We start from the raw sequence: 24,197 nt of genomic DNA on the forward strand, positions 1-24,197 counted from the left end.
CAGACTTTTATAGGCGGCTCTGGTCGCCTTTTTCTTTTTTGATCCATGTAGGCTCAGCAAAATTAGTGACCGGCCTCTCAACCTGAACATTGTTTAAAACGCAACTGGTATGCTGAGTTAAAATATTGTTAAAGATGTGATCGGACTTGTCACATTGCCATGACGATAACGCATGATTTCAGGAGTATTACCTTGGAAAAGGTTTGGCTAAAACGTTACCCCTCAGATGTTCCTGAGAATATCGATCCGGATCGCTACAGCTCACTGGTTGAGATGTTTGAAAATGCCGCCCTACGTTATGCAGATAGCCCGGCGTTCATCAATATGGGCGAGGTGATGACGTTTCGTAAGCTAGAAGAGCGTAGCCGCGCATTTGCCGCTTATTTGCAAAATGAATTGGGGTTGAAGAAGGGCGATCGTGTTGCGTTGATGATGCCGAATCTTTTGCAGTATCCGATAGCCCTGTTTGGCGTGTTACGTGCTGGCATGGTGGTAGTCAATGTGAATCCACTGTATACGCCGCGTGAACTTGAACATCAACTCAACGACAGCGGCGCGAGCGCGATTGTCATTGTGTCTAACTTTGCCCATACGCTGGAAAAAGTGGTTTTCAAGACGCAGGTTAAGCATGTGATCCTCACCCGCATGGGGGATCAACTCTCAGCCGCGAAAGGCACACTGGTTAATTTTGTCGTCAAATATATTAAACGACTGGTGCCGAAATACCATCTGCCTAATGCCATTTCATTTCGCAGCGTGCTACAAAAAGGCCGCCGGATGCAGTATATCAAGCCGGATGTCATCAATAGTGATTTAGCTTTCCTGCAATATACCGGCGGTACCACGGGTGTAGCGAAAGGCGCGATGCTAACCCACCGTAATATGCAGGCGAATCTCGAACAGGCGAAAGCCGCTTATTCGCCGCTGCTGATACCGGGTTATGAGCTGGTGGTAACAGCGTTACCGCTCTACCATATATTCGCGCTCACGGTGAATTGCCTGCTCTTCATTGAACTGGGCGGGCGTAGTCTGTTAATCACTAATCCACGTGATATTCCGGGCATGGTAAAAGAGCTGGCGAAATACCCGTTTACCACCATCAGCGGGGTAAACACGTTGTTCAACGCGTTGCTTAACAATGAAGATTTTCGTGAGCTGGATTTCTCTACGCTGCGCCTTTCGGTTGGTGGGGGGATGTCGGTGCAGAAATCGGTGGCGGACAAATGGGAAAAACTTACCGGTAAGCATTTGCTTGAAGGCTATGGGCTAACAGAGTGTTCTCCGTTGGTGGCCGGTAACCCCTATGATTTGAAACACTATAGTGGCAGCATTGGCTTGCCGGTACCCTCAACAGAGGTGAAACTGGTTGATGATGATGGTCATGAAGTGGCCATGGGCGAACCGGGTGAACTGTTAATCCGCGGGCCGCAGGTGATGCTAGGTTATTGGCAACGTCCGGCCGCCACCGATGAGGTATTAAAAGATGGCTGGCTCTCAACCGGTGATATCGTTACAGTGGACGAGCAGGGCTTTTTACGCATCGTAGATCGTAAAAAAGACATGATCCTGGTTTCAGGTTTCAATGTTTATCCTAATGAGATTGAAGAAATCGTCTCTCAGCACGATAAAGTGCTTGAAGTGGCTGCTATCGGGGTTGCCAGTGAATCATCCGGCGAAGTCGTCAAGATTTGCGTGGTGAAGAAGGATCCATCGCTCACCGCCGAAGAGTTGCTGGCACACTGCCGTCGTATGTTGACGGGCTATAAAGTACCGAAAATTGTTGAGTTTCGCGATGAATTACCGAAATCGAATGTGGGCAAAATTCTTCGTCGCGAACTTCGCGATGAGCAGAATAAGCCTAAGTCTGATAAGGCGCAGGACGCAGCGTAGCGCTGAGCAGGTGCAGTATTTGCGAGCAGACTCTCACAACGCCGGCGATGTCCGGCGTTGTCACGTAATAACCCTATGATATCCAGTTCATTCAAACAGAATGACGGGTATATTCTGAAGAGAACTAAAGTTTGAACTATCAGTTAATCACCACCAATGACGCGCTGGAGCAAGTTTGCCTTCAGGCGCAGGCACACAGTCATATTGCACTTGATACCGAATTTGTCAGAACCCGCACGTACTACCCGCAGTTGGGACTGATCCAATTATTTGATGGTGAAACACTCACTCTGATTGACCCGTTGCCGATCACGGCCTGGCAGCCCTTTATCGATCTGCTGACCAATCCGGATGTGGTGAAGTTCCTCCACGCCGGCAGCGAAGATCTCGAAGTGTTTCTTAATGCCTTTGGCGTGTTGCCCGTTCCATTAATTGACACCCAAATTCTGGCCGCCTTCAGTGGTCGACCTTTATCCTGTGGCTTTGCCCGTTTGGTTCAGGAAACAACGGGCGTTGAGCTGGATAAAAGCGAATCACGCACTGACTGGATCGCCCGTCCGCTTAGCGAAAAACAATGTGTGTATGCCGCCGCAGATGTCTGGTATTTGTTGCCTCTGGCTACGCAATTGATGCATGAAACCGAAGAAGCAGGTTGGATGGACGCAGCTTTGGACGAATGCCTGGCACTGTGTCGCCGCCGTGCTGAGGTTCTGCAACCTGAGCAGGCTTATGTGGAAATCACCAATGCCTTCCAGTTGCGCCCACGACAATTAGCCTGTTTGCAGAAGCTGGCATCCTGGAGGTTAACGCAGGCCCGCCAACGTGATCTGGCCGTAAACTTCGTGGTTCGCGAAGAGAACCTCTGGCAAGTTGCACGTTATCAACCAACATCGCTCGGTGAGCTTGAAGCTCTGGGCTTGAGTGGCCCGGAGATCCGTTACCATGGACGTACACTGGTTGCATTGGTGGCTGAAGCCAATGAAATGGATGAGAGCGAACTGCCTGAACCTCTGTCAAACCTGATTGATCAACCAGGTTATCGCAAGGTGTTTAAGGATATTAAGGCGCTGATCCAGACTGTCAGTGAAGAGAGCAAGCTTAGCGTAGAATTATTGGCGTCACGTCGCCAAATTAACCGGTTGTTAAGTTGGCATTGGAAACTAACAACCAAAGATCATCAACCAGAACTTATAAGCGGATGGCGAGGAAAACTGCTGGCCGATAAATTAAGTGAAATATTAAACGAGTATTAAAATTCAGTCAGGATTTTACACGGAAATAACGAGAAATAATCAGAAGGGCAGATAATGGTCTGCCTTTTTTATTTGTTTTTTATTTAATTGAGCATCAAATATTACTGCGAAAATGTTCACCGATTAGGGCAATTTTAACAGTATATTATGATCTTGACGACAGGAAATGGGATGAGTCTCAAAGGTTTTTTTGCGCTATTAGCCGGTTAGAAATAGTAGTAAAGGAATAAATGCAGGAAGAGCGATAGATATGCGAGTGTTGTATATCTATACAGTTACCCCCTGAAGGTCAGGGGGCTACTATATTGAATAAAACACCTTCAAACACAACGGTTCTAGTGCTGTCATTTAGGTGTTTCTTCTGATTCCGGTAATGTCACATTAAGTTCAAGTACCGAAATATCATCACCTTTTTGCTCGAACTGCACCTGGAGCATTTCGGGGTCAATCTTGATGTATTTACAAATCACCGCAAGAATATCGCGCTTGAGTTCGGGTAAATAGGACGGTTCACTGTCCCCCCTGCGACGCTCTGCTACGATGATTTGTAGCCGTTCCTTGGCTATATTGGCTGTCGGCTTTTTGCGGGACAGAAAGAAATCTAACAAGGCCATGGTTTATCCCCCAAAAAGGCGTTTCAGGAAACTCTTCTTCTCTTCTTCAATAAAACGGAACGCACGTTCTTCACCAAGCAGACGGCTGACGGTGTCATCATACGCTTTACCCGCATCGGATTCCTGATCCAGAATAACCGGCTCGCCCTGGTTGGACGCACGCAGTACAGACTGATCTTCAGGGATCACACCCAATAACGGAATGCGAAGAATTTCAAGGACATCTTCCATACTGAGCATGTCCCCGCGGCTAACGCGGCCCGGATTATAACGGGTAAGAAGCAGGTGTTCTTTAATTGGCTCTAAACCTTTTTCCGCACGGCGGGATTTTGATGACAAAATGCCCAAGATGCGGTCAGAGTCACGAACTGAGGAGACTTCAGGGTTGGTGGTGATCACCGCTTCATCAGCGAAATACAACGCCATCAGCGCGCCGGTTTCGATACCCGCTGGTGAGTCACAGACCACGAAATCGAATCCCATATCATTCAGGTCGTTGAGGATTTTTTCTACGCCTGCGTGGGTCAATGCGTCTTTGTCACGCGTCTGTGAAGCAGGTAGAATAAACAGATTATCAGTGCGTTTATCTTTGATAAGTGCCTGATTAAGCGTGGCATCACCCTGGATCACGTTGACGAAATCATAAACAACTCGGCGCTCACAGCCCATGATCAAGTCAAGATTACGCAAACCGATGTCAAAATCGATGACCACGGTTTTCTTGCCTTTTTGAGCTAAACCGGTAGCAATGGCTGCGCTTGAAGTGGTTTTGCCAACGCCTCCTTTACCCGATGTAACAACTATAATGCGTGCCATGAAAGGATTCCTTGTCAAAAGGGCTTAGTTTAAAGGTTGTATGGTTAACACGTTATTCAACAGGCTGAGGCGTGCCGCCTGTCCGGAATAGTCGGACGGGATTTGATCACTCAACCAGTACTGCCCTGCGATTGAGACTAGCTCAGCTCCGAGGTGCGTGCAAAAAATCTGGCAATTTGCATCCCCAGCGGCTCCAGCGAGTGCACGGCCACGCATCATGCCATAAATATGGATGTTACCATCGGCAATAAGTTCCGCACCGGCGCTCACGCTACTTGTAACAATGAGATCGCTGTTACGGGCATAAATCTGTTGGCCAGAGCGGACTGGCGTGCTGATGATCCGGGTTTTCGCTGGCGCATTGTCTGGCACAACGGGTACCGGCGCCTCTGCGGCGATACGCTGGGCGCGGCCTTCATTCAGCAACGGTAAACCGGTGCGGGAGATGGCGCGTTTCTGACGTTCATCTTTGCAACCACTGATACCAACAACGCGAAAACCAGCAGAAGAGACAGCCTGTTGAATGTCTTTCCAGTTCGCTTCGCCTGTGAGCGCCGCGACGTTGATAACAACAGGGGCATTTTTGAGGAAAGCAGGGGCTTGCTCCACTTTGTCCTGCAATGCCTGATGAATAACCTCGGGTTGTGAACTATGTAAATGAACAACCGATAAGGTGAAACTGCTGCCTTTTAGTTCTATTGGCGATTGTGACATCTATCCTGACTCAGTCTCAGCAACTTTTTAATCCCCAGAATACAACTCGGGGGGCGATATTCCGATGTACGATAAGCATGTTATAGTTACAGTTATATCTAGGCAAGCCGCCGTTTCAATAAAGTAGAGTTAAAAAAATGCTTTGTGCCATCTATAGAAGTAACAAACGTGATCAGACTTACCTGTATGTCGAAAAAAAAGACGATTTCTCGCGCGTTCCTGAAGAATTAATGCAAGGTTTTGGCAAGCCGCAGTTCTCAATGGTGATAAACCTCGGTCAACGAGAAAAATTAGCGATTGCAGATATTGAGAAAGTAAAACAGTCCCTCGAAGAACAAGGTTATTATTTGCAAGTGCCGCCGCCGATGGAAAGTTTATTGAATATGCACCTTCAAAACGGTGAAAAATAAACCGAAGGTGCTCGTTATTGGTGTGTTTTTGTAAATTCGGAGCTGTCGTCTTGCATTCATCTCTGCGCTCCTTCAGGTTGATGAAAACCCAGAGTCATAGAGATAATAAGGAACAAAGTGATGAAATTGTCGATATTGGCCGTTTTAGTGACTAGCGTAATCCTGAGCGGTTGTGTAAAGGAAAGCGTAGCCAATGAAACTCAGACCACCACCGTGGCGACAACGGTGCAGGCACCGGCCACCGAAAATGTCACTAAAACTACGCTGGCTCAGCAGGGGCGCGATCCTGCTGAGTTTCCGGGATATGTCGATCAACTTAAAACTCAGGCCCGTCAGCAAGGTATTAGCCAGCAGACTATCGACAGCGCTTTCGCCAATATTCATTTTATCGATCGGGTGATTAACTCAGACCGTAACCAGTTGGAGAATAAAACGACGCTTGACGACTACCTGGCGCGCGTTCTAACGGAACGTAAAATCGCCGAGGGCAGAACTCAGTATCAAGCCAACCTGGCTGCCCTGACGCAGGCCAGCGATCGCTATGGCGTGCAACCACAATATATCGTTGCGTTGTGGGCCATGGAGAGTAACTTCGGCAAGATACAGGGTAAGGAAGATGTTTTCTCCGCGCTGGCGACGCTGGCCTTTGAAGGTCGTCGTGAAGCCTTCTTTACCAAAGAGTTCATGGCTGCTCTGAAAATTGTCGATTCCGGCCATGCTACCAGTGAAATGATGCAAGGCTCGTGGGCGGGTGCGATGGGCCAGTCACAGTTTATGCCGACCTCCTATCTGAACTACGGTGCTGATGGTGACGGTGACGGTAAGATAGATATCTGGAAAAACACCCATGATGTCTTCGCTTCTACCGCCAATTATCTTTCGACCGAGGGGTGGAAAGGGGATCAGACCTGGGGCCAGGAAGTGAAATTGCCTGCAGGTTTTGATGCCAATCTGGCTGGTTTGAAAAACAACCAGATGCATACGGCAAGCTTTTGGCAGCAAAAGGGCGTGACGCAGAAAGAGGGTAGCAAGCTGACATCAACAGCCACCCGTGCCTGGATAATCACTCCTGATGATCTCCAGGGGCGTGCGTTCCTGGTCTATGATAATTTCCGCACCATAATGCACTGGAATCGTTCGACCTATTTCGCGCTGAGCATCGGTATGATGGCTGATGCTATTGTGGCAGAGCAGGTTCAGGCAGAGGCGCCCGTACCGACCGAGCCCCTGAAGCAGGTTGAGCCTGCTGCACCTGCCACTCAGGCACCTTTGGCTCCGGTGGGCAAAAACCCCTTCGGTGGATGACTGACATTTTTAGGAGTTTTCCATGTATCAACACAGAGATTGGAACGGTGCGCTGCTTGATTTTCCGGTGAATAAAGTAGTGTGTGTCGGCAGTAATTACGCTGACCACATTAAAGAGATGGGCAGTCAGGTAGCTGCTGAACCGGTTTTGTTTATCAAACCTGAAACGGCACTGTGTGACATTCGTCAACCTATTGTGATCCCAACCAGTCTGGGGTCAGTTCATCATGAGGTTGAGCTGGCTATCTTGATCGGCACTCCGCTTAAGCAGGCCAGTGAAGATCGGGTAGCTAACGCCATCGCCGGTTACGCTTTGGCACTGGATTTGACATTACGCGACCTGCAGGCGGGGTTTAAAAAGGCCGGCCAGCCGTGGGAAAAAGCCAAAGGTTTTGACGGTTCCTGTCCGATCAGCGGTTTCATTCCTGTCAGCGAGTTCGGTGATGCCCAGTCCGCTGAGTTGCAGCTAATCGTCAATGGTGAAGTTCGCCAGAGTGGAAACAGCCGGGACATGTTGACCAAAATTCTGCCGTTGATCGCCTACATGAGCCGTTTCTTTACGCTGCGCGCCGGAGATATCATTCTTACGGGGACACCACAGGGCGTGGGCCCTATGGCCGTTGGTGATACAATTCAGGCCTCGGTCAATGGCAAAAGTGTGACTACCCGCGTTATTTGATCCTTTCTGACCTGCTGCACGCAAATAGGTCAATAGAAAAAGCTGTCCTGAATATTTTCGGGCAGCTTTACTTGCATCTCTGCACTAAAGTGTTTATATAAGCCCCCTTATTTTACTAAACCCGGATGCCACCATGACTGAACCCAATTTTTGGCAGCAAAAAAAACTGTCTGAGATGACAGACGAAGAGTGGGAAGCGTTGTGCGATGGTTGCGGGCAATGCTGCTTACATAAGTTGATTGACGAAGATACGGACGAAATTTATTTCACCAACGTAGCCTGCAATCAGCTGAATATTAAGTCCTGCCAATGCCGAAATTATGACCGTCGTTTCACTCTGGAAGAAGATTGCATCAAGCTGACTCGTGAGAATCTAACCACTTTTGACTGGTTGCCGCCAACTTGCGCGTATCGTCTGATTGGTGAGGGAAATCCATTACTGCCTTGGCACCCATTGCTGAATAAGTCGTCCAAATCCGCGATGCATACCGAACGGATTTCAGTCCGCTATATCGCCGTGCGTGAAGATGATGTCGAAGATTGGCAGGACCACATTATGAATAAACCAAGCTGGGCTAAGTAACCGCAGAAACGAAAAGGCCCCGAGTATATAAAACACTCGAGGCCTACCAATCATTGCTACATGAAGTGGACGGCGATTATGTCTAAAGCTATGGAATTAGTAAACAATTAAAACCATGAGAGTGCCGTGTTTTTCATTTTGTTGCCCTACGGCACAATTTTGTCAGGCTTATGAGCCTGTATGAAGTGGTTTTGTTTTTCTGAAAAAGACGAAAAGTCGGCATTCTGTATATGATGTATTGCCTTAGTTTCTCCCGCTGCTATCATTTCCGCATCAAATATCTGTGTACCAATGGGTTCGTCAATTCAGGAAAACTACAATGAAAAGAACGTTTATGGCGCTGGCTGTGTTGTTGGCGGTCGGTTGTTCGGGTAAGAATCCGTATCAGCCAGCCCCGCAAGTCCTTAATGCTGCTGTAGTGACTGAAAGCCAGACCAACAAAACGCAGAGCCCAGAGCAGAACAACATTGATCAAGATAAAGCCATGCAGGGTAAAACTATCGTCCGGCTTCACCGGATGGATCAGTGGACTCTGGTGCCTTTTGAGAGAACCTGCCCGCTGTATGTCCGTGTGGATGGCAAACTGGTTGCAGCCCTTCAATTCAACGAATATGTCGATCTGCGCCTGATTAACGGCCAGCGGAATATCAGGGTTAGTCCTGCCTGTACGATGACCGGCCGTTCTGCCTCTGCCGTTATTGATGTTAATGGTACTCGACAAGAATATGAAACTGACAGTGGATGGTATGGTCAACTGCGTCTGTGGCGTACAAAGTAAGATTCAACGTATGTAAAAGAGGCGCCGTTTCAGGCGCCTCTTTCGTTTCCAATCTTTTAAAATACTGTTTATCTTAACGACTAAACAAATCGCGACGTTTAGGCTTAACAAACTGGGCAATCAATGCCAGCAAGCCAATTAGCATAAATACGCTAAATATCACCACTAACCACTGTGGCATTCCGAGGCTCAGGAATTGCCACTGTTTTTCAGCACAATCCCCAGAAGCAACAAACACCGACGGCAACCATTTATCCAGCGGTAACCAACTAGGGAAACGCGCTGCAAAATCACAGGTGGCGAAAGGGGACGGATGCAGTTGGATCATGGTGTGTTCCCATGACAGACGTATCCCTTCATACGCACTGTAGATCCAAATCAGAATGCCTGCATAACGTAATCCCGTTTTGGGAGCAATCGCACCCACAATACCAGCGCCCATAATGCCAAACAGTGCACAACGTTCATAAATGCACATGACACAAGGTTTTAATAACATGACATGCTGAAAATAAAGAGCAACGAGTTCAAGAACCAGGGCGGTTAATGTCATCAGAAGCCAAGCACCGCGCCCTTGCGAGCAGCGATTAAGATATTGCAACATAGTTTGTTTTTTCCATGCGGTAAGCTACTGGCAAGCAGTGTAAACCAATTTATCACTGCTGCCAGCCCGTTGATTTCAAATTCAGTCAAAAATAGTGCATAAACCGCACTCATCAGTACCGGTGTAAAGCGGTTGCATTTAATCCAGCGCGTTACTGCATCCAGTCATTCTAAAGCCCTGTACAAGGCTATCAATGAGTGGGGATCACTTCGTTAAGATTGGGCAAAGATATCCAGTGCATCGCGCTGAACCATGCAGTCATATCAGGCAATAAGTATTGAACACAAAATAAGCCAGCCAGGGTCATAACGACAGTGTAAGGCAGTGCCATCCACACCATGCGACCATACGAAAGGCGAATAAGTGGTGCGAGAGATGACGTCAGCAGGAACAGGAACGCAGCCTGACCGTTGGGTGTGGCAACAGAGGGTAAGTTTGTGCCGGTATTGATAGCAACGGCCAACAGTTCAAACTGTTGCACAGAAATAACGCCATTTTGCAACGCCGCCTTCGCTTCGTTGATATATACCGTACCGACGAAGACATTATCAGAAACCGAAGAGAGCAGGCCGTTAAACAGATAAAACAGAGAAAGCTGGTCGTCAGGCTTAGCTTGTAGTACGAAATGAATAATCGGGGTAAATAAGTGTTGTTCAATGATCACCGCGACGATGGCAAAGAACACCGTTAATAATGCGGTAAACGGCAGCGCCTCCTGGAAAGCTTTACCGATGGCATGCTCATCTGTCACACCACATAGGGCAGTGGCAAAGATAATGACCGACAAACCGATAAGTCCTACTTCGGCCAAATGGAAAGCCAGCGCAGCGATCAGCCATACGCCAATAACGGCTTGTACAAACAGTTTAATACGCTCTTGTTTATCGCGTTTTTTGCTGTTTTGCTGGTCATATTCTTTCAGAATATCAAACACCGGCTGGGGTAATTGTGCGCCGTAACCAAACACGCTAAAGCGCTCTACCAGAAAGCAGACCAGCAGCCCGCAGAAGAAAACAGGTACGGAAACGGGCGACATGCGGATGAAGAAATCTGCAAATTGCCAGCCTGCTGATTTAGCGATGATCAGATTTTGCGGCTCGCCAACCATGGTCATCACACCACCAAGTGCGGTCCCAACCCCGGCATGCATCATCAGGCTACGCAGGAAAGCGCGGAACTGTTCCAGCGTGGCATGATGCTGATCTTCGGCAAATCGGCTGTCATCGTTCACATCGCTTTGTTCGTCACTGTTGGACGATACGCGGTGGTAAATAGAATAGAAGCCGACAGAGACACTGATCACCACGGCGATCACCGTCAGTGCATCCAGAAATGCGGAAAGAAACGCGGCGGCCAGGCAGAAAGAGAGTGAAAGGATGATTTTGCTACGAATGTTCAGCAATAACTTTGTGAAGACAAACAGTAGCAACTGCTTCATGAAATAGATGCCAGCGACCATGAAAATCAATAGCAAGAGCACTTCAAGATTCGACGCGATCTCTTCGCGAATGCGCTCAGCACTGGTCATGCCAATCATCACGGCTTCAATGGCCAGCAGCCCGCCGGGCTGTAATGGGTAACATTTGAGTGCCATACCCAGGGTGAAAATGAACTCCACGACTAACAGCCAGCCCGCCAGGAAAGGGTTGACCAGAAAATAGATTAAAGGATTAATAATAAGAAAGGCTATGATCGTCAACTTATACCAAACCGGTGATTGGCCAAGGAAGTTTTTGACGAATGCGCGTCTAAAAGTCATATCCATGCTGTTATCGCTCTCCTGAATGTAATACAAAGAAATCAAGCTTATAGGCTAGTCAATTCAACCGTCGAAGGCGAGTGAAATGAATAAATTGTTCTGGAACTGCTTAGTTAAAGGAAGATAGTGCCAAGCTATGCACAGTTTCAACATAAGTACCGAAAGGGCGCTATAACATGAGATTTTCGTCTGGTATGATGAGCCGAAATACATCGCTTATAAAAAGTCCTAAACGGAACGTAAAAAACATGGTTATTAAGGCACAAAGTCCTGCCGGTTTCGCCGAAGAGTACATCATTGAAAGTATTTGGAACAACCGCTTTGCGCCGGGAACTATTCTACCTGCTGAACGCGAACTTTCAGAATTAATTGGCGTAACACGCACCACATTACGTGAGGTTTTACAGAGGCTTGCACGCGATGGCTGGCTGACGATTCAGCATGGAAAACCGACCAAAGTCAATAATTTCTGGGAAACATCGGGGCTGAGTATTCTGGAAACCTTGGCTCGTCTGGATCACGACAGCGTGCCGCAACTCATCGATGATCTTCTTTCTGTCAGAACCAATATTGCCACCATTTTTATTCGCAAAGCGATGCGACGTAATCCAGAAGAGACACAGCAGGTTCTTGCAAAAGCGCAGGGAGTCTCTGATAGCTCTGAAGCCTTTAACGAGTTAGATTACGGGATATTTCGTGGTCTTGCTTTTGCTTCAGGCAACCCAATTTACGGTCTGATTATTAACGGATTACGTGGCTTATATACCCGCGTTGGTCGTTATTATTTCTCCAACCCTGAGGCTCGTAAACTGGCGATTGCTTTTTATCAGAAACTATCTCGCATTTGCGATGAAAAGAGCCATGATCAAATTGTTGATTGCGTACGTGATTATGGCCGTCAGAGTGGTGAAATCTGGCACAGTATGCAAAGCGCGATGCCTGGCGATCTGACTGACAAAAAACGTTAGTCATTCAGGCACTCCGTTGGATTTAGAAAGGAAAGGGCGCAATGCGCCCTTTTTGTGGACATAACCGACCGCTTAAAATCACAGCGGTGTCGGGCGAGGTGGGCAACGTTCCAGTAATTCTACGCCACCGTCTTCATTTAACTGCTCCATGAATAAATCAAAGCCCCACAGGCGATGAATGTGTTTCATCACTTCCCGACAACTCTTGTCAAGCGGAGCGCGGTCCTGCGGGATGTAACGCAGCGTCAGAGAACGATCACCACGCAAATCCACATTCCAGACCTGAATGTTAGGTTCATGATCGCTCAGATTGTACTGAGCTGATAACTCTTGGCGGATCGCCCGGTAACCTTCTTCATTATGAATTGCCGCGATTTCCAGATAATTATTGTGATCATCGTCGAGTACGGTGAAAAGTTTGAAGTCACGCATAACTTTCGGTGACAGGAACTGGCTGATAAAGCTCTCATCCTTGAAATCGCGCATAGCAAAATGCAGCGTATCCAGCCAGTCGGATCCGGCGATGTCCGGGAACCAGTAACGATCTTCGTCTGTCGGTGACTGACAGATACGCTTAATGTCCTGGAACATGGCAAACCCCAGTGCATAAGGGTTTATTCCATTATAATAAGGGCTGTTGTATGGCGGCTGGAAGATCACGTTGGTATGGCTGTGGAGGAATTCCAGGATGAATTTCTCTGACACTTTTCCTTCGTCGTACAGATGATTAAGGATGGTGTAATGCCAGAAGGTTGCCCAGCCTTCGTTCATGACCTGTGTCTGTTTTTGTGGATAAAAATATTGGCTGATTTTTCGTACAATACGCAGGGTTTCTCGCTGCCATGACTCCAGAAGCGGCGCATTTTTTTCCATAAAATAGAGGATATTTTCCTGCGGCTCGGATGGAAAACGGCGAATTTGTTCCGGTGCATCCACGTTGTCTTTGCGTGGCAGCGTTTTCCACAGTGAGTTTACCTGGCTTTGCAGATAGGTCTCGCGGCTTTCCTGCCTGGCCTTCTCTTCCAGCAGTGAAATTTTCTGCGGTCTTTTGTAACGGTCAACGCCGTAGTTCATCAGGGCATGGCATGAGTCGAGCAATCGCTCCACTTCTTCAACACCATAACGTTCTTCGCACTGGCTAATGTAGCGACGGGCAAAGAGCAGGTAATCCACAATTGAACTCGCATCGGTCCAGCTGCGGAACAAATAGTTGTTCTTAAAGAAAGAGTTATGCCCGTAACAGGCGTGCGCCATCACCAAAGCCTGCATGGTCATGGTATTTTCTTCCATCAGATAGGCAATACAGGGGTTAGAGTTGATGACAATCTCATACGCCAACCCTTGCTGACCGTGCTTATAGCGCTGCTCAGTTTCGATAAACTTCTTGCCGAAAGACCAGTGCGTATAATTTATCGGCATACCGATGCTGGAATAGGCATCCATCATTTGTTCGGAAGTAATGACTTCAATTTGGTGCGGATAGGTTTCAAGCCGGTATGACTTCGCGACCCGATCAATTTCCTCGAGGTAAGTCTGCAATAACTCAAACGTCCAGTCCGGTTCATCGCTCAGGCATTTATCTTCAGTATTATGTTCCTGGGTCTTTGTCGTCATAAGCCGCCACCTTCATTCAGTTACGGACGCAGCTGCGTGTCTAATTCAGAACTGTTCCTTACTCATTTGCGCGCCCCTAGATAATCGTAGCTCAATCCAGAGGTTATGCAGGATCAGTTTGAAGTCACGGGCTTTTTTAGCTTTTCGCACCGCGGTAAAAGGGGGCAGTCGGGCGAAAAGGGTAGAACCATCATTCTCCTCGGGTGCCAAACAGTCAATGCATTAACCTTAAATGCGCAGATATCAGTCAATATCATTTTATTAGAATAATATTCTGATAAATGGTGAGTATTGCAGAGTTAAATAACGAAATAATCGAGAGGTTAAACACTAATGCTGAGCAGTAACCCATGATGACTACCGCAGTCGTCATCTTAATTTCACGCTATGAGAGGTTGAATATTGCGCTTAATTGTTATTTTTAAGCAGCTATTGAAAAATAGCTTCAGATCAAGGATAAATAATTGTGAAATACCTCACGGTTATAGCTGTTGATGTTGGCGGTTTTTCACCATCAGGTTAGTTTCTTGGTCACAGAATATTATGCTTTATATTGCCTTTAACTGGAGCTGAGTATGCGCGTGGTAATTTTGGGCAGTGGCGTCGTCGGTGTCGCCAGTGCCTGGTATCTGGCGAAGGCCGGTCATCAGGTCACCGTAATCGACAGGCAGGCCGGACCTGCGGAAGAAACTAGCGCAGGCAATGCCGGACAAATCTCCCCTGGCTATGCCGCGCCGTGGGCGGCTCCTGGTGTTCCACTGAAGGCCATTAAATGGATGTTTCAGCGCCATGCCCCCTTGGCTATACGCCTTGATGGCAGTCGCTTCCAGTTGCAATGGATGTATCAAATGCTGCGCAACTGCAATATGGATCACTACCAAACCAACAAAAGCCGAATGGTCAGACTGGCTGAATACAGTCGCGACTGTTTGAAAGCATTACGCGAAGATACTGGCATTCAGTACGAAGGGCGACAGGGTGGCACATTGCAGCTGTTCCGTACTGCGCAGCAGTTTGAAAGCGCGTCTAAAGATATTGCTGTTTTGCAGGAAGCTGGCGTGCCTTACCAGTTGCTTGAAGCTAACCACCTAGCGACCGTCGAACCTGCGCTGGCAAAGGTTACCCACAAGCTGACGGGAGGGTTGCGCTTGCCTAACGACGAAACCGGTGACTGTCAGCTGTTTACTCGTCAACTGGCAGAAATGGCGCGTCAGGCAGGGGTTGTCTTCCAATTCAACCGCCGCGTAGATAAGTTATTGGTCGACAATGGGCAGGTAACCGGCGTGCAGTGCGGTGCTGAGGTCGTGAAGGGTGATGCTTATGTGGTGGCCTTTGGTTCCTATTCCACATCGTTACTGGCCGATTTGATATCCATTCCGGTGTATCCGCTGAAAGGCTATTCGCTGACGATCCCTATAACCGATCCCGCTTCTGCGCCATATTCCACCGTACTCGACGAGACTTACAAAATCGCTATTACTCGTTTTGATGATAGGATTCGTGTGGGCGGAATGGCTGAAATCGTCGGATTCAATACCCAGTTAGCCAAAGCGCGGCGTGAGACGCTGGAAATGGTGGTGCGGAATCTTTATCCGCACGGTGGGAATATTGAACAGGCCACTTTTTGGACCGGGCTACGGCCGATGACGCCAGACGGTACGCCGATTGTTGGCAAAACTCGGATCAAAAATCTTTTCCTCAACACCGGCCACGGTACGCTGGGCTGGACCATGGCATGCGGCTCCGGTCAGCTGTTGGCAGACATTATGTCAGGTGTCACACCGGCGATCCCTGCTGATGATCTGGCCGTTGAACGTTACAGTGCGGACTTTGCGGCAACCCATCCTACTGTTCATAAGATGCATCCGGTAGGGTAAAAAATTTAACCCAGGCGGGTCAGACGGCCCGTTGAGGACTTACTGGCCCGACGCGCAAGCAGTGCCAGGCATCCTCCGGCCATCATCACCAGCGCAAGGCTCAGTTTGGGTTGCAATGGCAGAGCCATTGCAACAAAACCGAACAGTGCGCCTCCCGTCATTTGTACCGACCCGACTAAAGCTGACGCAACGCCCGCTTCATTGGAAAACGGCTCCAGCGCATAACTTGTGGCCGGGCCCATCAGGAATGCCAGACCAGCACAGGCGCTGGCAACAGGCACCATATACAGCCACGTGGCGTGTTGCGCTTCGGGGGCAACCAGTGTCAGACCGGCTATTAACCCTGCGCATCCCATAAACATCAACAGGCTTCCGCTCGCCAGACAAAGGGGTCTCCCCACTTTTTGGATAATACGATTAGCAACAAAGCTCACTGCCATGATCCAGAAACCGTTGGCACCAAATACCAATGAGAACTCAAACGGAGTCAGCCCGGCCTGACTCATCAGCACCGTCGGTGCCAAAGAGACATAGGTGAGTGCCATGCCCATTGCACCTGCATTGACGGCCGCAAAAGTAATGAAGCGTTTATTAAGCAAAATCCTCGCGTATTGTTTAAACGGTAGAACGCCACCCGATTGTGTATCGACGGGACGGGTTTCCGGCAACTTGATCAAAATCAGGATCAGCACTGCGATGGTGTAGCCCGACAGCGCCCAAAAAGGTGCGCGCCAGCCATAATATTGGGCGATCAACCCGCCAATCAACGGGGCTAAGGCCGGGATAATATTCAATGTGCCGTTAAGAAAACCGTAAGCCCGCGCTGCATCGTTGCCGCTCATGCGGTCGCGCACGCCGCTGAAAATAACCACTGATGTGCAGCAAACGGCCAAGCCCTGAATGACGCGTGAAAGCATAAACATGAATGATGATACCGACGTGGCGGCAACGGCAGCGCCGACCAGGTAGACCAATACGCCGATTATGGCTATCGGGCGGCGACCAAAGCGGTCGACCAGTGGCCCTGCAATGAGTTGACCTAATCCCATGACCAGAATGAACAATGAAATAGAGGATTGAATCACCTCCTCGGAACTGTTTAACCCTTGGGCGATAGCCGGAATAGCTGGCAGATAGAGATCGATCCCTAAAGGTCCCAGCAGGACAAGGCTTAATAGCAGAAAAAGGAACTTTTGCATAGAAAACATCACAGTCCATGTTTGAAAGGAAGAATAAGGGTAATGATTTCATCCGAGGATGGAAAGAGGCGGTTAAATATTGGCGGTAAAATAATTAATAAGATCAGGGCACTACTGCCGTGGTGCCCGTGACTCTTTGGTGTTCAGTCGAAGGTTATTTTTTCTTCCAGAAATCGTCAAATACCGTGACCGGCGGCTGACGTTTATGTTCAGTACGCTGGTACCATCCATCAATAATAGCCGCGGATTTGTCGTCAATTTTTTTGCCTTCGAGATAATCATCAATCAACTCGTAGGTAACGCCAAGTGCCACTTCATCTGGCAGAGAAGGTCGGTCTTCTTCCAGGTCAGCTGTCGGTACCTTGGTGTATAAATGTGCAGGGCAGCCGAGATAATGGAGAAGTGCTTTCCCCTGCCGTTTGTTCAGGCGAAAAAGCGGATTGATGTCGGTGCCACCGTCGCCATATTTGGTGAAGAAACCTGTCACAGCCTCTGCCGCGTGATCGGTGCCGACCACCACGCCTTTCTTCATCCCCGCGATGCTGTACTGCGCTTTCATGCGTTCGCGTGCTTTTTCATTGCCTTTTATAAAGTCGCTTAACTCTATGCCTATCGCTCGCAGAGTGGCCTCACTGGCCAGCACTGCTTCTTTGATATTCACAGTAAGAACTTGATCGGGTTTGATAAAGTCAATGGCATCTACACAGTCGGACTCGTCAGCCTGCACGCCGTAGGGTAAACGTACTCCAATGAACTGGTAACTATCATCGGCGGTTTGTGCCCGTAACTCACTAATTGCCGTTTGGCAAAGTTTACCGGTGAGAGTAGAATCCTGCCCGCCGCTGATGCCCAGTACCAGTGATTTGATAAAGGGATGCGCCAGCAGATAATTTTTTAGGAAATCTACGCTAACGCGAACTTCCTGTGCCGCATCGATATTCGGTTTAACGTGCAGAGCCTGAATAATCTCTTGTTGTAAAGCCATGACCACTCCTCCTGAATGCAGCCGGCGAGGAACTCGCGGTGCAATAAGATGTTGTAAACTGCTCTAAAGCTAACTCGCTCTGCTCAAAAGGACAAGATACCGTTTAGGGGTTAGACAGGAATCCGTTCTTTCAAGTGTAGATATTGAGCACGCGACCTTTTAGGCGAGTGAATAAATCATTATTCAGGGCTGAATTTAAAGAAAGGGCTAACAAAGTGTAATGATTTTGGTTGTTTCTATTGCAGAAGATCGCTGTCACTCGGAACTGTCTAAAAAATCCCGTAAAAAAAGGATATCAGCCCCAAGGTGCTGTATATTCGTTCGAGTTTTGTATGTTTGAATGTGGGTCCGTGCGTCATCGAAGGGAGTTGCCAGGCTTGGTTAAGGGAACTTAATAAATGGCAGAGTTATTTCGATGAGTACTGTTAATTTTAGTTAAGTTCTAGCGCTATGGCGTGTTATTAGCCTTAAGTTTATTGGGGAAGCAAAATGTTTTTTCAGGTTGTACGTCGTTTACCTGCCTACGCCGTAGTATGCGGTGCAGCGTTGTTCAGTATCACAAGCCTTGCAGATACCACCATTTTTACCTCGATGGACGATCCGTCCACGGCTAAAAAACCTTTCGAAGGCAATATTCAGGCTGGTTACTCGGCGCAGACCGGTAACACCACTAACTCATTGCTGAGTGCTGATACCACCATGACGTGGTTTAACACCAGCACAGCCAACAGTATCTGGGGTTCTGCACGTAACGCCTCATCGTCAGGTGTGCGTTCTTCTGAGAAATATCAGGCCGGTGCTCGTAGTCGTTATAACCTTGACGACAGCAACTACGTGTTTGGTCAGGGCAGCTGGCTCAGTGACCGTTACAACGGCTATCGCGCACGTGATGTTGGGACAGTGGGTTACGGTCGTCAGATTTGGAACGGGCCGGTTCATACTTTGAATCTGGAAGCGGGTCCTGGTGTTCGTCACGATGAGTATCAGCAGGGTGGGAATTCCACGCGTGCTCTGGTTTATGGTTCTGGCGTATACGGTTATAAAATCAGTGATACAGCCCAGTTCACCCAGGCATTCTCCGTGCTGGCGAACGATGAAACCACTTACAACTCAGAGACTGCATTGAAAGTGGCCATTAATAGCCATTTCTCACTGAAAGTCGCTTATGACGTGACGTATAACACTAAACCACCGGCAAGTGCTCCGGATAAGACGGATACCGTGACCTCGATAAATCTGGTCTACGGCATGTAATTTCGATGCCTGGGCGGTACCGTAAATATTAAGTAATAATAAAGCCAGTATATTGTTCTGCTGGCTTTTTAATTGGGATATAAGAAGGTAGATGACAATATTGACGTTTATAAAAGACGTTCACTAATCCAAAACTTTTCCACGCGGATAATATTAGAGAGATCAAAATCTGCCATATCCTCCTTAAAATCATTGCTCTGAATATATTTTCTGTCTAAAGCTTTAGTGTCACTTTTTGCCGGATAACTGACTATGGCCATCACCTTATCCGCATTATCATCAGCTCCCCAACAGACGTCATTTACCTCAATGCCAAACTTTGGAAGACTTGATTGACACGATTTGATTGTGTGGGAAGGGGAACAGCCGGAAAAAAATTTAACCGGCTGTTTTAAAAATTATGGTTAGTTATTCTGAACCTGCTTGTGGAATAACTCGCGGAATACTGGATAAATATCCTCTTGTTCGCGGATATGTTGCATAGCGAAATTACCGAACTTTTCTTTTAGGACTTCATACTCGCGCCATAACGTCTGGTGAGCGCGACGTGTTATCTCGATATAGCTGTAATAACGCACCATCGGGAGCAGTTTTTGTGCCAAAACCTGATGACACAACGGTGAGTCATCAGCCCAGTTATCACCATCAGACGCCTGCGCTGCATAGATGTTCCAAATCGCCGGGTCATAGCGTTCCAGAATAACTTCATGCATCAATTTGAGCGCACTGGATACAATGGTGCCGCCAGTTTCCTGCGAGTAGAAGAATTCCTGTTCATCGACTTCTTTCGCCTGCGTATGGTGCCGGATGTAGACCACGTCCACGTTTTTATAGGTTCTGCTCAGGAACAGATAAAGCAGAATATAGAACCGTTTGGCCATATCTTTGGTTGCCTGATCCATGGAGCCAGAGACATCCATCAGACAGAACATCACTGCCTGGCTGGAAGGTTCCGGGCGACGTTCATAGTTTCTGTAGCGTAAATCAAAGGTGTCGATAAACGGCGTTTTGGCGATTTTCTGCCGCAACTCTGCAATCTCCTTGCGCAGCCGTTCCTCCTCTAATAGTTGCGCCGGTTCGCTGTTTTCCACTTCGGTCAACGTGGATTCCAGTGCGCGCAACTCCCGTTTTTTTCCTGCCGTCATCGCGGTGCGTCGGGCAAGTGAATTTTGTAGTGATCGCACCACACTGATATTGGCAGGTACGCCATTGGAGGTATAACCGGAGCGGTGGGTTTTATATTCGGTTATCTGTCGGTGTTGGTTTTTCTGTAAATTGGGCAGCGCCAGATCCTCGAACAGAAGATCAAGGTACTCATCTTTAGAGATCTGGAAGGAGAACTCATCCTGACCTTCACCATCTTGACTGGCGTCACCTTTGCCACTCCCGCCACCAGCACCTCCCGGCGGGCGCTCGATGCGGTCATTCTGGACGAAGTGATCATTACCGGGGTGAACGCGGTGACGTAAGCCACCGCGCCCCTGATGAAACATAGGTTCGTTGATATCTTCAATGGGGATCGAAACGGACTCCCCACTGTCGATGTCGGTAACCGAACGCTTGTTGATGGCTTCGGCAATCGACTGTTTGATTTGCGATTTATAGCGGCGCAAAAAGCGCTGGCGGTTAACCGCGCTTTTATTCTTGCCATTCAGTCGGCGGTCAATAAAGTACGTCATATTTCCCCCAAACGACGTTGCCATCGATCCTCGGTTATGAGGATTTTCTCACGCGTAGATACCATTCGCACAACAGACGAACCTGTTTGCGTGTATATCCTTTTTCCATCATTCGGTCGACAAAGTCATCGTGTTTCTTCTGTTCATCGGTTGATGTTTTAGCGTTAAACGAGATAACTGGCAGTAATTCTTCGGTATTTGAGAACATTTTTTTCTCAATCACCGTGCGCAATTTCTCGTAACTGGTCCAGTTCGGATTACGCCCGCTATTTTGTGCTCTTGCGCGCAACACGAAATTGACTATTTCGTTCCGGAAGTCCTTCGGATTGCTGATCCCGGCTGGTTTTTCAATTTTCTCCAGCTCAGCATTTAACGCCTCTCGATCAAACAGCTGGCCGGTATCCGGATCGCGATATTCCTGATCCTGGATCCAGAAATCGGCGTAAGTGACATAACGGTCGAAAATGTTCTGGCCATATTCTGAGTAGGACTCCAGATAGGCGGTCTGAATCTCTTTGCCGATGAATTCAGCATATTTCGGGATCAGATACCCCTTCAGGTGCTCAAGATATTTTTCTGCGATATCCTGCGGAAACTGCTCGCGCTCAATCTGCTGTTCCAGTACATAAAATAGGTGAACCGGGTTAGCCGCGACTTCTGCGTGATCGAAGTTGAAGACGCGCGACAGTATTTTGAAAGCAAAACGCGTCGAGAGGCCGTTCATGCCTTCATCCACACCCGCATAATCACGATACTCCTGATAAGACTTGGCTTTAGGGTCTGTGTCTTTGAGGCTTTCACCGTCATACACCCGCATTTTGGAATAGCTGCTGGAGTTTTCCGGTACTTTGAGTCGGGACAAAATAGAAAAGCGGGCCAGCGTTTCCAGCGTGCCAGGGGCACAAGGTGCATGCACCAGTTCACTGTTGCTGAGCAGCTTGTCATAGATTTTCATCTCTTCCGACACGCGCAAGCAGTAAGGCACTTTGACGATATAAACGCGGTCAAGGAAGGCTTCGTTATTCTTGTTATTACGGAAGGTCACCCATTCTGATTCGTTGGAGTGGGCAAGAATGATGCCGTTGAACGGCAGGGCTGAAATCCCCTCAGTTCCGTTGTAGTTACCTTCCTGCGTCGCGGTCAGCAGCGGATGGAGCACTTTGATCGGCGCTTTGAACATCTCGACGAACTCCATCACCCCTTGGTTAGCCCTACATAGGGCGCCAGAATAACCGTAAGCATCGGGATCGTTTTGCGCATGGTTCTCCAGTTTTCGGATATCCACTTTCCCAACCAGCGCGGAGATGTCCTGATTGTTCTCATCGCCGGGTTCAGTTTTGGCGATAGCGATCTGTTCCAGGATGGAAGGCCAAACTTTAATGACTTTAAATTTGGTGATATCTCCGCCAAATTCGTGCAGACGTTTGGCAGCCCATGGGGACATAATTGTGCCCAGATAGCGGGTAGGGATGTTGTACTCTTTTTCAAGAATAGTGGCATCTTCCTGTGGGTTGAACAGGCACAGCGGATGATCGTTGACCGGACTGCGGTCACCGTTAGCGCTTAACACATAAATCGGCACTCGCTGCATCAGGGCTTTCAGACGTTCAGCCAGAGAGGATTTACCACCACCCACCGGGCCCAGTAAATAAAGGATCTGTTTCTTTTCTTCCAACCCTTGCGCGGCGTGTTTTAGATAGGAAACTATCTGTTCGATAGCATCTTCCATTCCATAAAATTCTTCAAATGCAGGATAACGGGCCACCACCCGGTTAGAGAATAAACGCGACAAGCGTGGTTCAAGCGCGGTGTCTACCATGACTGGTTCACCGATTGCCATCAGCAGACGTTCTGCGGCGTTGACATAGGCGCTGCGATCCTGCTTAGCAATCGTAAGGAATTCCTGAAGTGTGAACTCTTCGTCCTTGGCAGCCTCATAGCGCTGGCGATAATGGTCAAATATGTTCATACGATGCCCGTCCTTCGTTAATAGCACAGGTAAATGAGAGCGTTAGGAATCTATCTGCTCCCGGAGGAAAGCTCCCCACCTCAGTACAGCAACCCTCATGCCAACTTGCAGAAACCCATTCTTGGTACTGATAGACCTGAAAGTGGCCGGTCAGGTACCCGCGGGTCGGGAAGCGCCTTAGATGGAGTCTTTCATCTATTAATAAGCGTAGTTTGGCATTAGAAAAATTTCCTCTACCGTCCTCCCATTTTTTAAGATATATCAATGACTCACTTAAGGGACTTCTACTTTAAAGCCTTGCAGGGCGTGGGGTGAGAGGGTGATGAAACTCTTTTAGTCATTTTTATTTCATACTTTGCATATAGATTAAGCGATCGTCTTGGTTTTCATGAGCAAGTAAAAGTATCACTGAAATTGCTAAGCGGAGGGATAACTCTTCGCATACACTGATGGCGGTATTTTACAATAAGGGATTTATTCACAATGAAAGGTACGCATTTCAGAGCACTGTCTATCGCAGCGACTGCCATTATGTTCAGCCACGCGGCCGTGGCTGACACATGGTCACTGGGCGCATCTGTTTTAGTCAGCCCGAACCCGTATCGCGGTTATGATACTAAAGTTTACCCGATTCCTATCATCAGTTACGAAAGCGATGATTTTTACTTCCATACGCTGACTGCCGGTTACTACCTGTGGAAAGATGACAAAAATAAATTCAGCCTGACCGCCACTTATCTGCCATTTGGTTTTAATCCGAGCGATTCCGACGACAGTCAAATGAAGCGCCTGGACAAACGTCGTGGCACTTTGATGGGGGGACTGGCTTATTCCCATAATGAGGATTGGGGGACACTGCGTACCACCTTCAATGGCGATGTGCTGGATAACAGCGATGGTTTAGTGGCTGATGTCGCATATCTGTATGCATTCCATGCGGACAACTGGGCGCTGGTTCCCGGTGTCGGTGTGGCATGGAACAGCAGTAATCAGAACCAATATTATTACGGTATTAACAGTAATGAATCACGCCGTAGTGGCTTGAGTTCCTACTCGCCTGGCGACAGTTTCAGTCCTTATGTAGAGCTTTCTGCCAAATACAATTTCACCAAAGAGTGGCAAGGTTTCTTTACTGGCCGTTATATTCGTTTAGCTAGCGAAGTAACAGACAGCCCAATGGTTGAGAAAAACTATATCGGCGTACTATGGACCGGCGTGACGTACAGTTTCTAAGGCGTCAATGCGTT

At 48.2% G+C, this 24,197-nt stretch carries 22 protein-coding genes; 11 read left to right on the forward strand and 11 right to left on the reverse strand.

Annotation, left to right across the window (positions count from 1 at the left end; all coding sequences use genetic code 11):
• The first annotated feature begins 192 nt into the window (after positions 1–192).
• Positions 193–1,890 (forward strand): long-chain-fatty-acid--CoA ligase FadD, encoded by a 1,698-nt coding sequence (gene fadD / locus ACMV8I_RS04760; RefSeq protein ID WP_498864040.1) that lies wholly within the window; start codon positions 193–195, stop codon positions 1,888–1,890.
• 131 nt (positions 1,891–2,021) lie between these two features.
• The gene (rnd, locus tag ACMV8I_RS04765) at positions 2,022–3,143 is read left to right on the forward strand and encodes a ribonuclease D (protein ID WP_498864041.1); all 1,122 of its coding nucleotides are present in this window, start codon (positions 2,022–2,024) and stop codon (positions 3,141–3,143) included.
• 344 nt (positions 3,144–3,487) lie between these two features.
• Here the strand turns inward: rnd and minE are convergent, their stop codons facing one another.
• The 3 genes from minE to minC are packed head-to-tail and all read right to left on the reverse strand — an operon-like array spanning position 3,488 to position 5,287.
• Positions 3,488–3,757: a cell division topological specificity factor MinE gene (gene minE / locus ACMV8I_RS04770; protein ID WP_188471480.1), complete on the reverse strand. Its 270-nt coding sequence runs from the start codon at positions 3,755–3,757 to the stop codon at positions 3,488–3,490.
• A gap of 3 nt (positions 3,758–3,760) precedes the next feature.
• Positions 3,761–4,573 carry a septum site-determining protein MinD gene (gene minD, locus ACMV8I_RS04775; protein WP_498864042.1) on the reverse strand — a complete coding sequence of 271 codons (813 nt, stop codon included), beginning with the start codon at positions 4,571–4,573 and terminating at the stop codon, positions 3,761–3,763.
• A gap of 24 nt (positions 4,574–4,597) precedes the next feature.
• Complete coding sequence (minC, locus tag ACMV8I_RS04780; RefSeq protein WP_498864043.1) at positions 4,598–5,287, reverse strand: septum site-determining protein MinC; 690 nt, start codon at positions 5,285–5,287, stop codon at positions 4,598–4,600.
• Positions 5,288–5,424: 137 nt separating this feature from the next.
• Between minC and ACMV8I_RS04785 the strand changes: the two genes are divergently transcribed.
• From ACMV8I_RS04785 to ACMV8I_RS04805, 5 genes are all read left to right on the forward strand, one after another.
• Positions 5,425–5,697: a YcgL domain-containing protein gene (locus ACMV8I_RS04785; protein WP_498864044.1), complete on the forward strand. Its 273-nt coding sequence runs from the start codon at positions 5,425–5,427 to the stop codon at positions 5,695–5,697.
• A 120-nt stretch (positions 5,698–5,817) separates the two neighbouring features.
• Positions 5,818–7,002 (forward strand): lytic murein transglycosylase, encoded by a 1,185-nt coding sequence (locus ACMV8I_RS04790; protein ID WP_498864045.1) that lies wholly within the window; start codon positions 5,818–5,820, stop codon positions 7,000–7,002.
• A gap of 22 nt (positions 7,003–7,024) precedes the next feature.
• Positions 7,025–7,681: a fumarylacetoacetate hydrolase family protein gene (locus ACMV8I_RS04795; RefSeq protein ID WP_498864046.1), complete on the forward strand. Its 657-nt coding sequence runs from the start codon at positions 7,025–7,027 to the stop codon at positions 7,679–7,681.
• Between the two features lie 133 nt (positions 7,682–7,814).
• Positions 7,815–8,264: a YcgN family cysteine cluster protein gene (locus ACMV8I_RS04800; protein WP_498864047.1), complete on the forward strand. Its 450-nt coding sequence runs from the start codon at positions 7,815–7,817 to the stop codon at positions 8,262–8,264.
• 319 nt (positions 8,265–8,583) lie between these two features.
• A complete protein-coding gene (locus tag ACMV8I_RS04805) occupies positions 8,584–9,042 on the forward strand; it encodes a hypothetical protein (RefSeq protein WP_498864048.1) in 459 nt (152 codons plus the stop codon).
• A gap of 73 nt (positions 9,043–9,115) precedes the next feature.
• Here ACMV8I_RS04805 and dsbB read toward each other — a convergent pair whose 3' ends face one another.
• Complete coding sequence (gene dsbB, locus ACMV8I_RS04810) at positions 9,116–9,646, reverse strand: disulfide bond formation protein DsbB (RefSeq protein WP_498864049.1); 531 nt, start codon at positions 9,644–9,646, stop codon at positions 9,116–9,118.
• A 190-nt stretch (positions 9,647–9,836) separates the two neighbouring features.
• The gene (gene nhaB, locus ACMV8I_RS04815) at positions 9,837–11,411 is read right to left on the reverse strand and encodes a sodium/proton antiporter NhaB (RefSeq protein ID WP_498864050.1); all 1,575 of its coding nucleotides are present in this window, start codon (positions 11,409–11,411) and stop codon (positions 9,837–9,839) included.
• Between the two features lie 242 nt (positions 11,412–11,653).
• Between nhaB and fadR the strand changes: the two genes are divergently transcribed.
• Positions 11,654–12,373, forward strand: coding sequence for a fatty acid metabolism transcriptional regulator FadR (gene fadR, locus ACMV8I_RS04820; protein ID WP_498864051.1), 720 nt, complete (start codon positions 11,654–11,656; stop codon positions 12,371–12,373).
• 78 nt (positions 12,374–12,451) lie between these two features.
• Here the strand turns inward: fadR and ACMV8I_RS04825 are convergent, their stop codons facing one another.
• Complete coding sequence (locus ACMV8I_RS04825) at positions 12,452–13,987, reverse strand: SpoVR family protein (RefSeq protein WP_498864052.1); 1,536 nt, start codon at positions 13,985–13,987, stop codon at positions 12,452–12,454.
• A gap of 575 nt (positions 13,988–14,562) precedes the next feature.
• On the opposite strand from ACMV8I_RS04825, the gene ACMV8I_RS04830 reads away from it, so the two are divergent.
• Positions 14,563–15,864 carry a D-amino acid dehydrogenase gene (locus ACMV8I_RS04830; RefSeq protein WP_498864053.1) on the forward strand — a complete coding sequence of 434 codons (1,302 nt, stop codon included), beginning with the start codon at positions 14,563–14,565 and terminating at the stop codon, positions 15,862–15,864.
• Positions 15,865–15,869: 5 nt separating this feature from the next.
• Here ACMV8I_RS04830 and ACMV8I_RS04835 read toward each other — a convergent pair whose 3' ends face one another.
• Complete coding sequence (locus ACMV8I_RS04835) at positions 15,870–17,063, reverse strand: multidrug effflux MFS transporter (protein WP_498864054.1); 1,194 nt, start codon at positions 17,061–17,063, stop codon at positions 15,870–15,872.
• 154 nt (positions 17,064–17,217) lie between these two features.
• A complete protein-coding gene (gene nadE, locus ACMV8I_RS04840; RefSeq protein WP_498864055.1) occupies positions 17,218–18,048 on the reverse strand; it encodes an NAD(+) synthase in 831 nt (276 codons plus the stop codon).
• Between the two features lie 489 nt (positions 18,049–18,537).
• On the opposite strand from nadE, the gene ACMV8I_RS04845 reads away from it, so the two are divergent.
• The gene (locus ACMV8I_RS04845) at positions 18,538–19,302 is read left to right on the forward strand and encodes a DUF481 domain-containing protein (protein ID WP_498864056.1); all 765 of its coding nucleotides are present in this window, start codon (positions 18,538–18,540) and stop codon (positions 19,300–19,302) included.
• A 107-nt stretch (positions 19,303–19,409) separates the two neighbouring features.
• Here the strand turns inward: ACMV8I_RS04845 and ACMV8I_RS04850 are convergent, their stop codons facing one another.
• The 3 genes from ACMV8I_RS04850 to yeaG form a co-directional block, all read right to left on the reverse strand.
• A complete protein-coding gene (locus ACMV8I_RS04850; RefSeq protein WP_498864057.1) occupies positions 19,410–19,562 on the reverse strand; it encodes a hypothetical protein in 153 nt (50 codons plus the stop codon).
• A 144-nt stretch (positions 19,563–19,706) separates the two neighbouring features.
• Positions 19,707–20,981, reverse strand: coding sequence for a YeaH/YhbH family protein (locus ACMV8I_RS04855; RefSeq protein WP_498864718.1), 1,275 nt, complete (start codon positions 20,979–20,981; stop codon positions 19,707–19,709).
• Between the two features lie 34 nt (positions 20,982–21,015).
• Positions 21,016–22,950: a protein kinase YeaG gene (gene yeaG / locus ACMV8I_RS04860; RefSeq protein WP_463736492.1), complete on the reverse strand. Its 1,935-nt coding sequence runs from the start codon at positions 22,948–22,950 to the stop codon at positions 21,016–21,018.
• Between the two features lie 483 nt (positions 22,951–23,433).
• On the opposite strand from yeaG, the gene ACMV8I_RS04865 reads away from it, so the two are divergent.
• Positions 23,434–24,183, forward strand: a complete 750-nt coding sequence (locus tag ACMV8I_RS04865; protein ID WP_498864058.1) for a MipA/OmpV family protein — start codon at positions 23,434–23,436, stop codon at positions 24,181–24,183.
• Positions 24,184–24,197: the final 14 nt, after the last annotated feature.

Origin of the sequence: Ewingella sp. S1.OA.A_B6 (assembly GCF_049889095.1) — a bacterium.
Lineage (GTDB): Bacteria > Pseudomonadota > Gammaproteobacteria > Enterobacterales > Enterobacteriaceae > Ewingella.

What these genes read in the sequence shown, in the direction of transcription:
- minE (WP_188471480.1), bottom strand. Translation starts at nt 3,757, where the DNA reads ATGGCCTTGTTAGATTTCTTTCTGTCCCGCAAAAAGCCGACAGCCAAT.
- minD (WP_498864042.1), bottom strand. Translation starts at nt 4,573, where the DNA reads ATGGCACGCATTATAGTTGTTACATCGGGTAAAGGAGGCGTTGGCAAA.
- minC (WP_498864043.1), bottom strand. Translation starts at nt 5,287, where the DNA reads ATGTCACAATCGCCAATAGAACTAAAAGGCAGCAGTTTCACCTTATCG.
- ACMV8I_RS04785 (WP_498864044.1), top strand. Translation starts at nt 5,425, where the DNA reads ATGCTTTGTGCCATCTATAGAAGTAACAAACGTGATCAGACTTACCTG.
- ACMV8I_RS04790 (WP_498864045.1), top strand. Translation starts at nt 5,818, where the DNA reads ATGAAATTGTCGATATTGGCCGTTTTAGTGACTAGCGTAATCCTGAGC.
- ACMV8I_RS04795 (WP_498864046.1), top strand. Translation starts at nt 7,025, where the DNA reads ATGTATCAACACAGAGATTGGAACGGTGCGCTGCTTGATTTTCCGGTG.
- ACMV8I_RS04800 (WP_498864047.1), top strand. Translation starts at nt 7,815, where the DNA reads ATGACTGAACCCAATTTTTGGCAGCAAAAAAAACTGTCTGAGATGACA.
- ACMV8I_RS04805 (WP_498864048.1), top strand. Translation starts at nt 8,584, where the DNA reads ATGAAAAGAACGTTTATGGCGCTGGCTGTGTTGTTGGCGGTCGGTTGT.
- dsbB (WP_498864049.1), bottom strand. Translation starts at nt 9,646, where the DNA reads ATGTTGCAATATCTTAATCGCTGCTCGCAAGGGCGCGGTGCTTGGCTT.
- nhaB (WP_498864050.1), bottom strand. Translation starts at nt 11,411, where the DNA reads ATGGATATGACTTTTAGACGCGCATTCGTCAAAAACTTCCTTGGCCAA.
- fadR (WP_498864051.1), top strand. Translation starts at nt 11,654, where the DNA reads ATGGTTATTAAGGCACAAAGTCCTGCCGGTTTCGCCGAAGAGTACATC.
- ACMV8I_RS04825 (WP_498864052.1), bottom strand. Translation starts at nt 13,987, where the DNA reads ATGACGACAAAGACCCAGGAACATAATACTGAAGATAAATGCCTGAGC.
- ACMV8I_RS04830 (WP_498864053.1), top strand. Translation starts at nt 14,563, where the DNA reads ATGCGCGTGGTAATTTTGGGCAGTGGCGTCGTCGGTGTCGCCAGTGCC.
- ACMV8I_RS04835 (WP_498864054.1), bottom strand. Translation starts at nt 17,063, where the DNA reads ATGCAAAAGTTCCTTTTTCTGCTATTAAGCCTTGTCCTGCTGGGACCT.
- nadE (WP_498864055.1), bottom strand. Translation starts at nt 18,048, where the DNA reads ATGGCTTTACAACAAGAGATTATTCAGGCTCTGCACGTTAAACCGAAT.
- ACMV8I_RS04845 (WP_498864056.1), top strand. Translation starts at nt 18,538, where the DNA reads ATGTTTTTTCAGGTTGTACGTCGTTTACCTGCCTACGCCGTAGTATGC.
- ACMV8I_RS04850 (WP_498864057.1), bottom strand. Translation starts at nt 19,562, where the DNA reads ATGGCCATAGTCAGTTATCCGGCAAAAAGTGACACTAAAGCTTTAGAC.
- ACMV8I_RS04855 (WP_498864718.1), bottom strand. Translation starts at nt 20,981, where the DNA reads ATGACGTACTTTATTGACCGCCGACTGAATGGCAAGAATAAAAGCGCG.
- yeaG (WP_463736492.1), bottom strand. Translation starts at nt 22,950, where the DNA reads ATGAACATATTTGACCATTATCGCCAGCGCTATGAGGCTGCCAAGGAC.
- ACMV8I_RS04865 (WP_498864058.1), top strand. Translation starts at nt 23,434, where the DNA reads ATGAAAGGTACGCATTTCAGAGCACTGTCTATCGCAGCGACTGCCATT.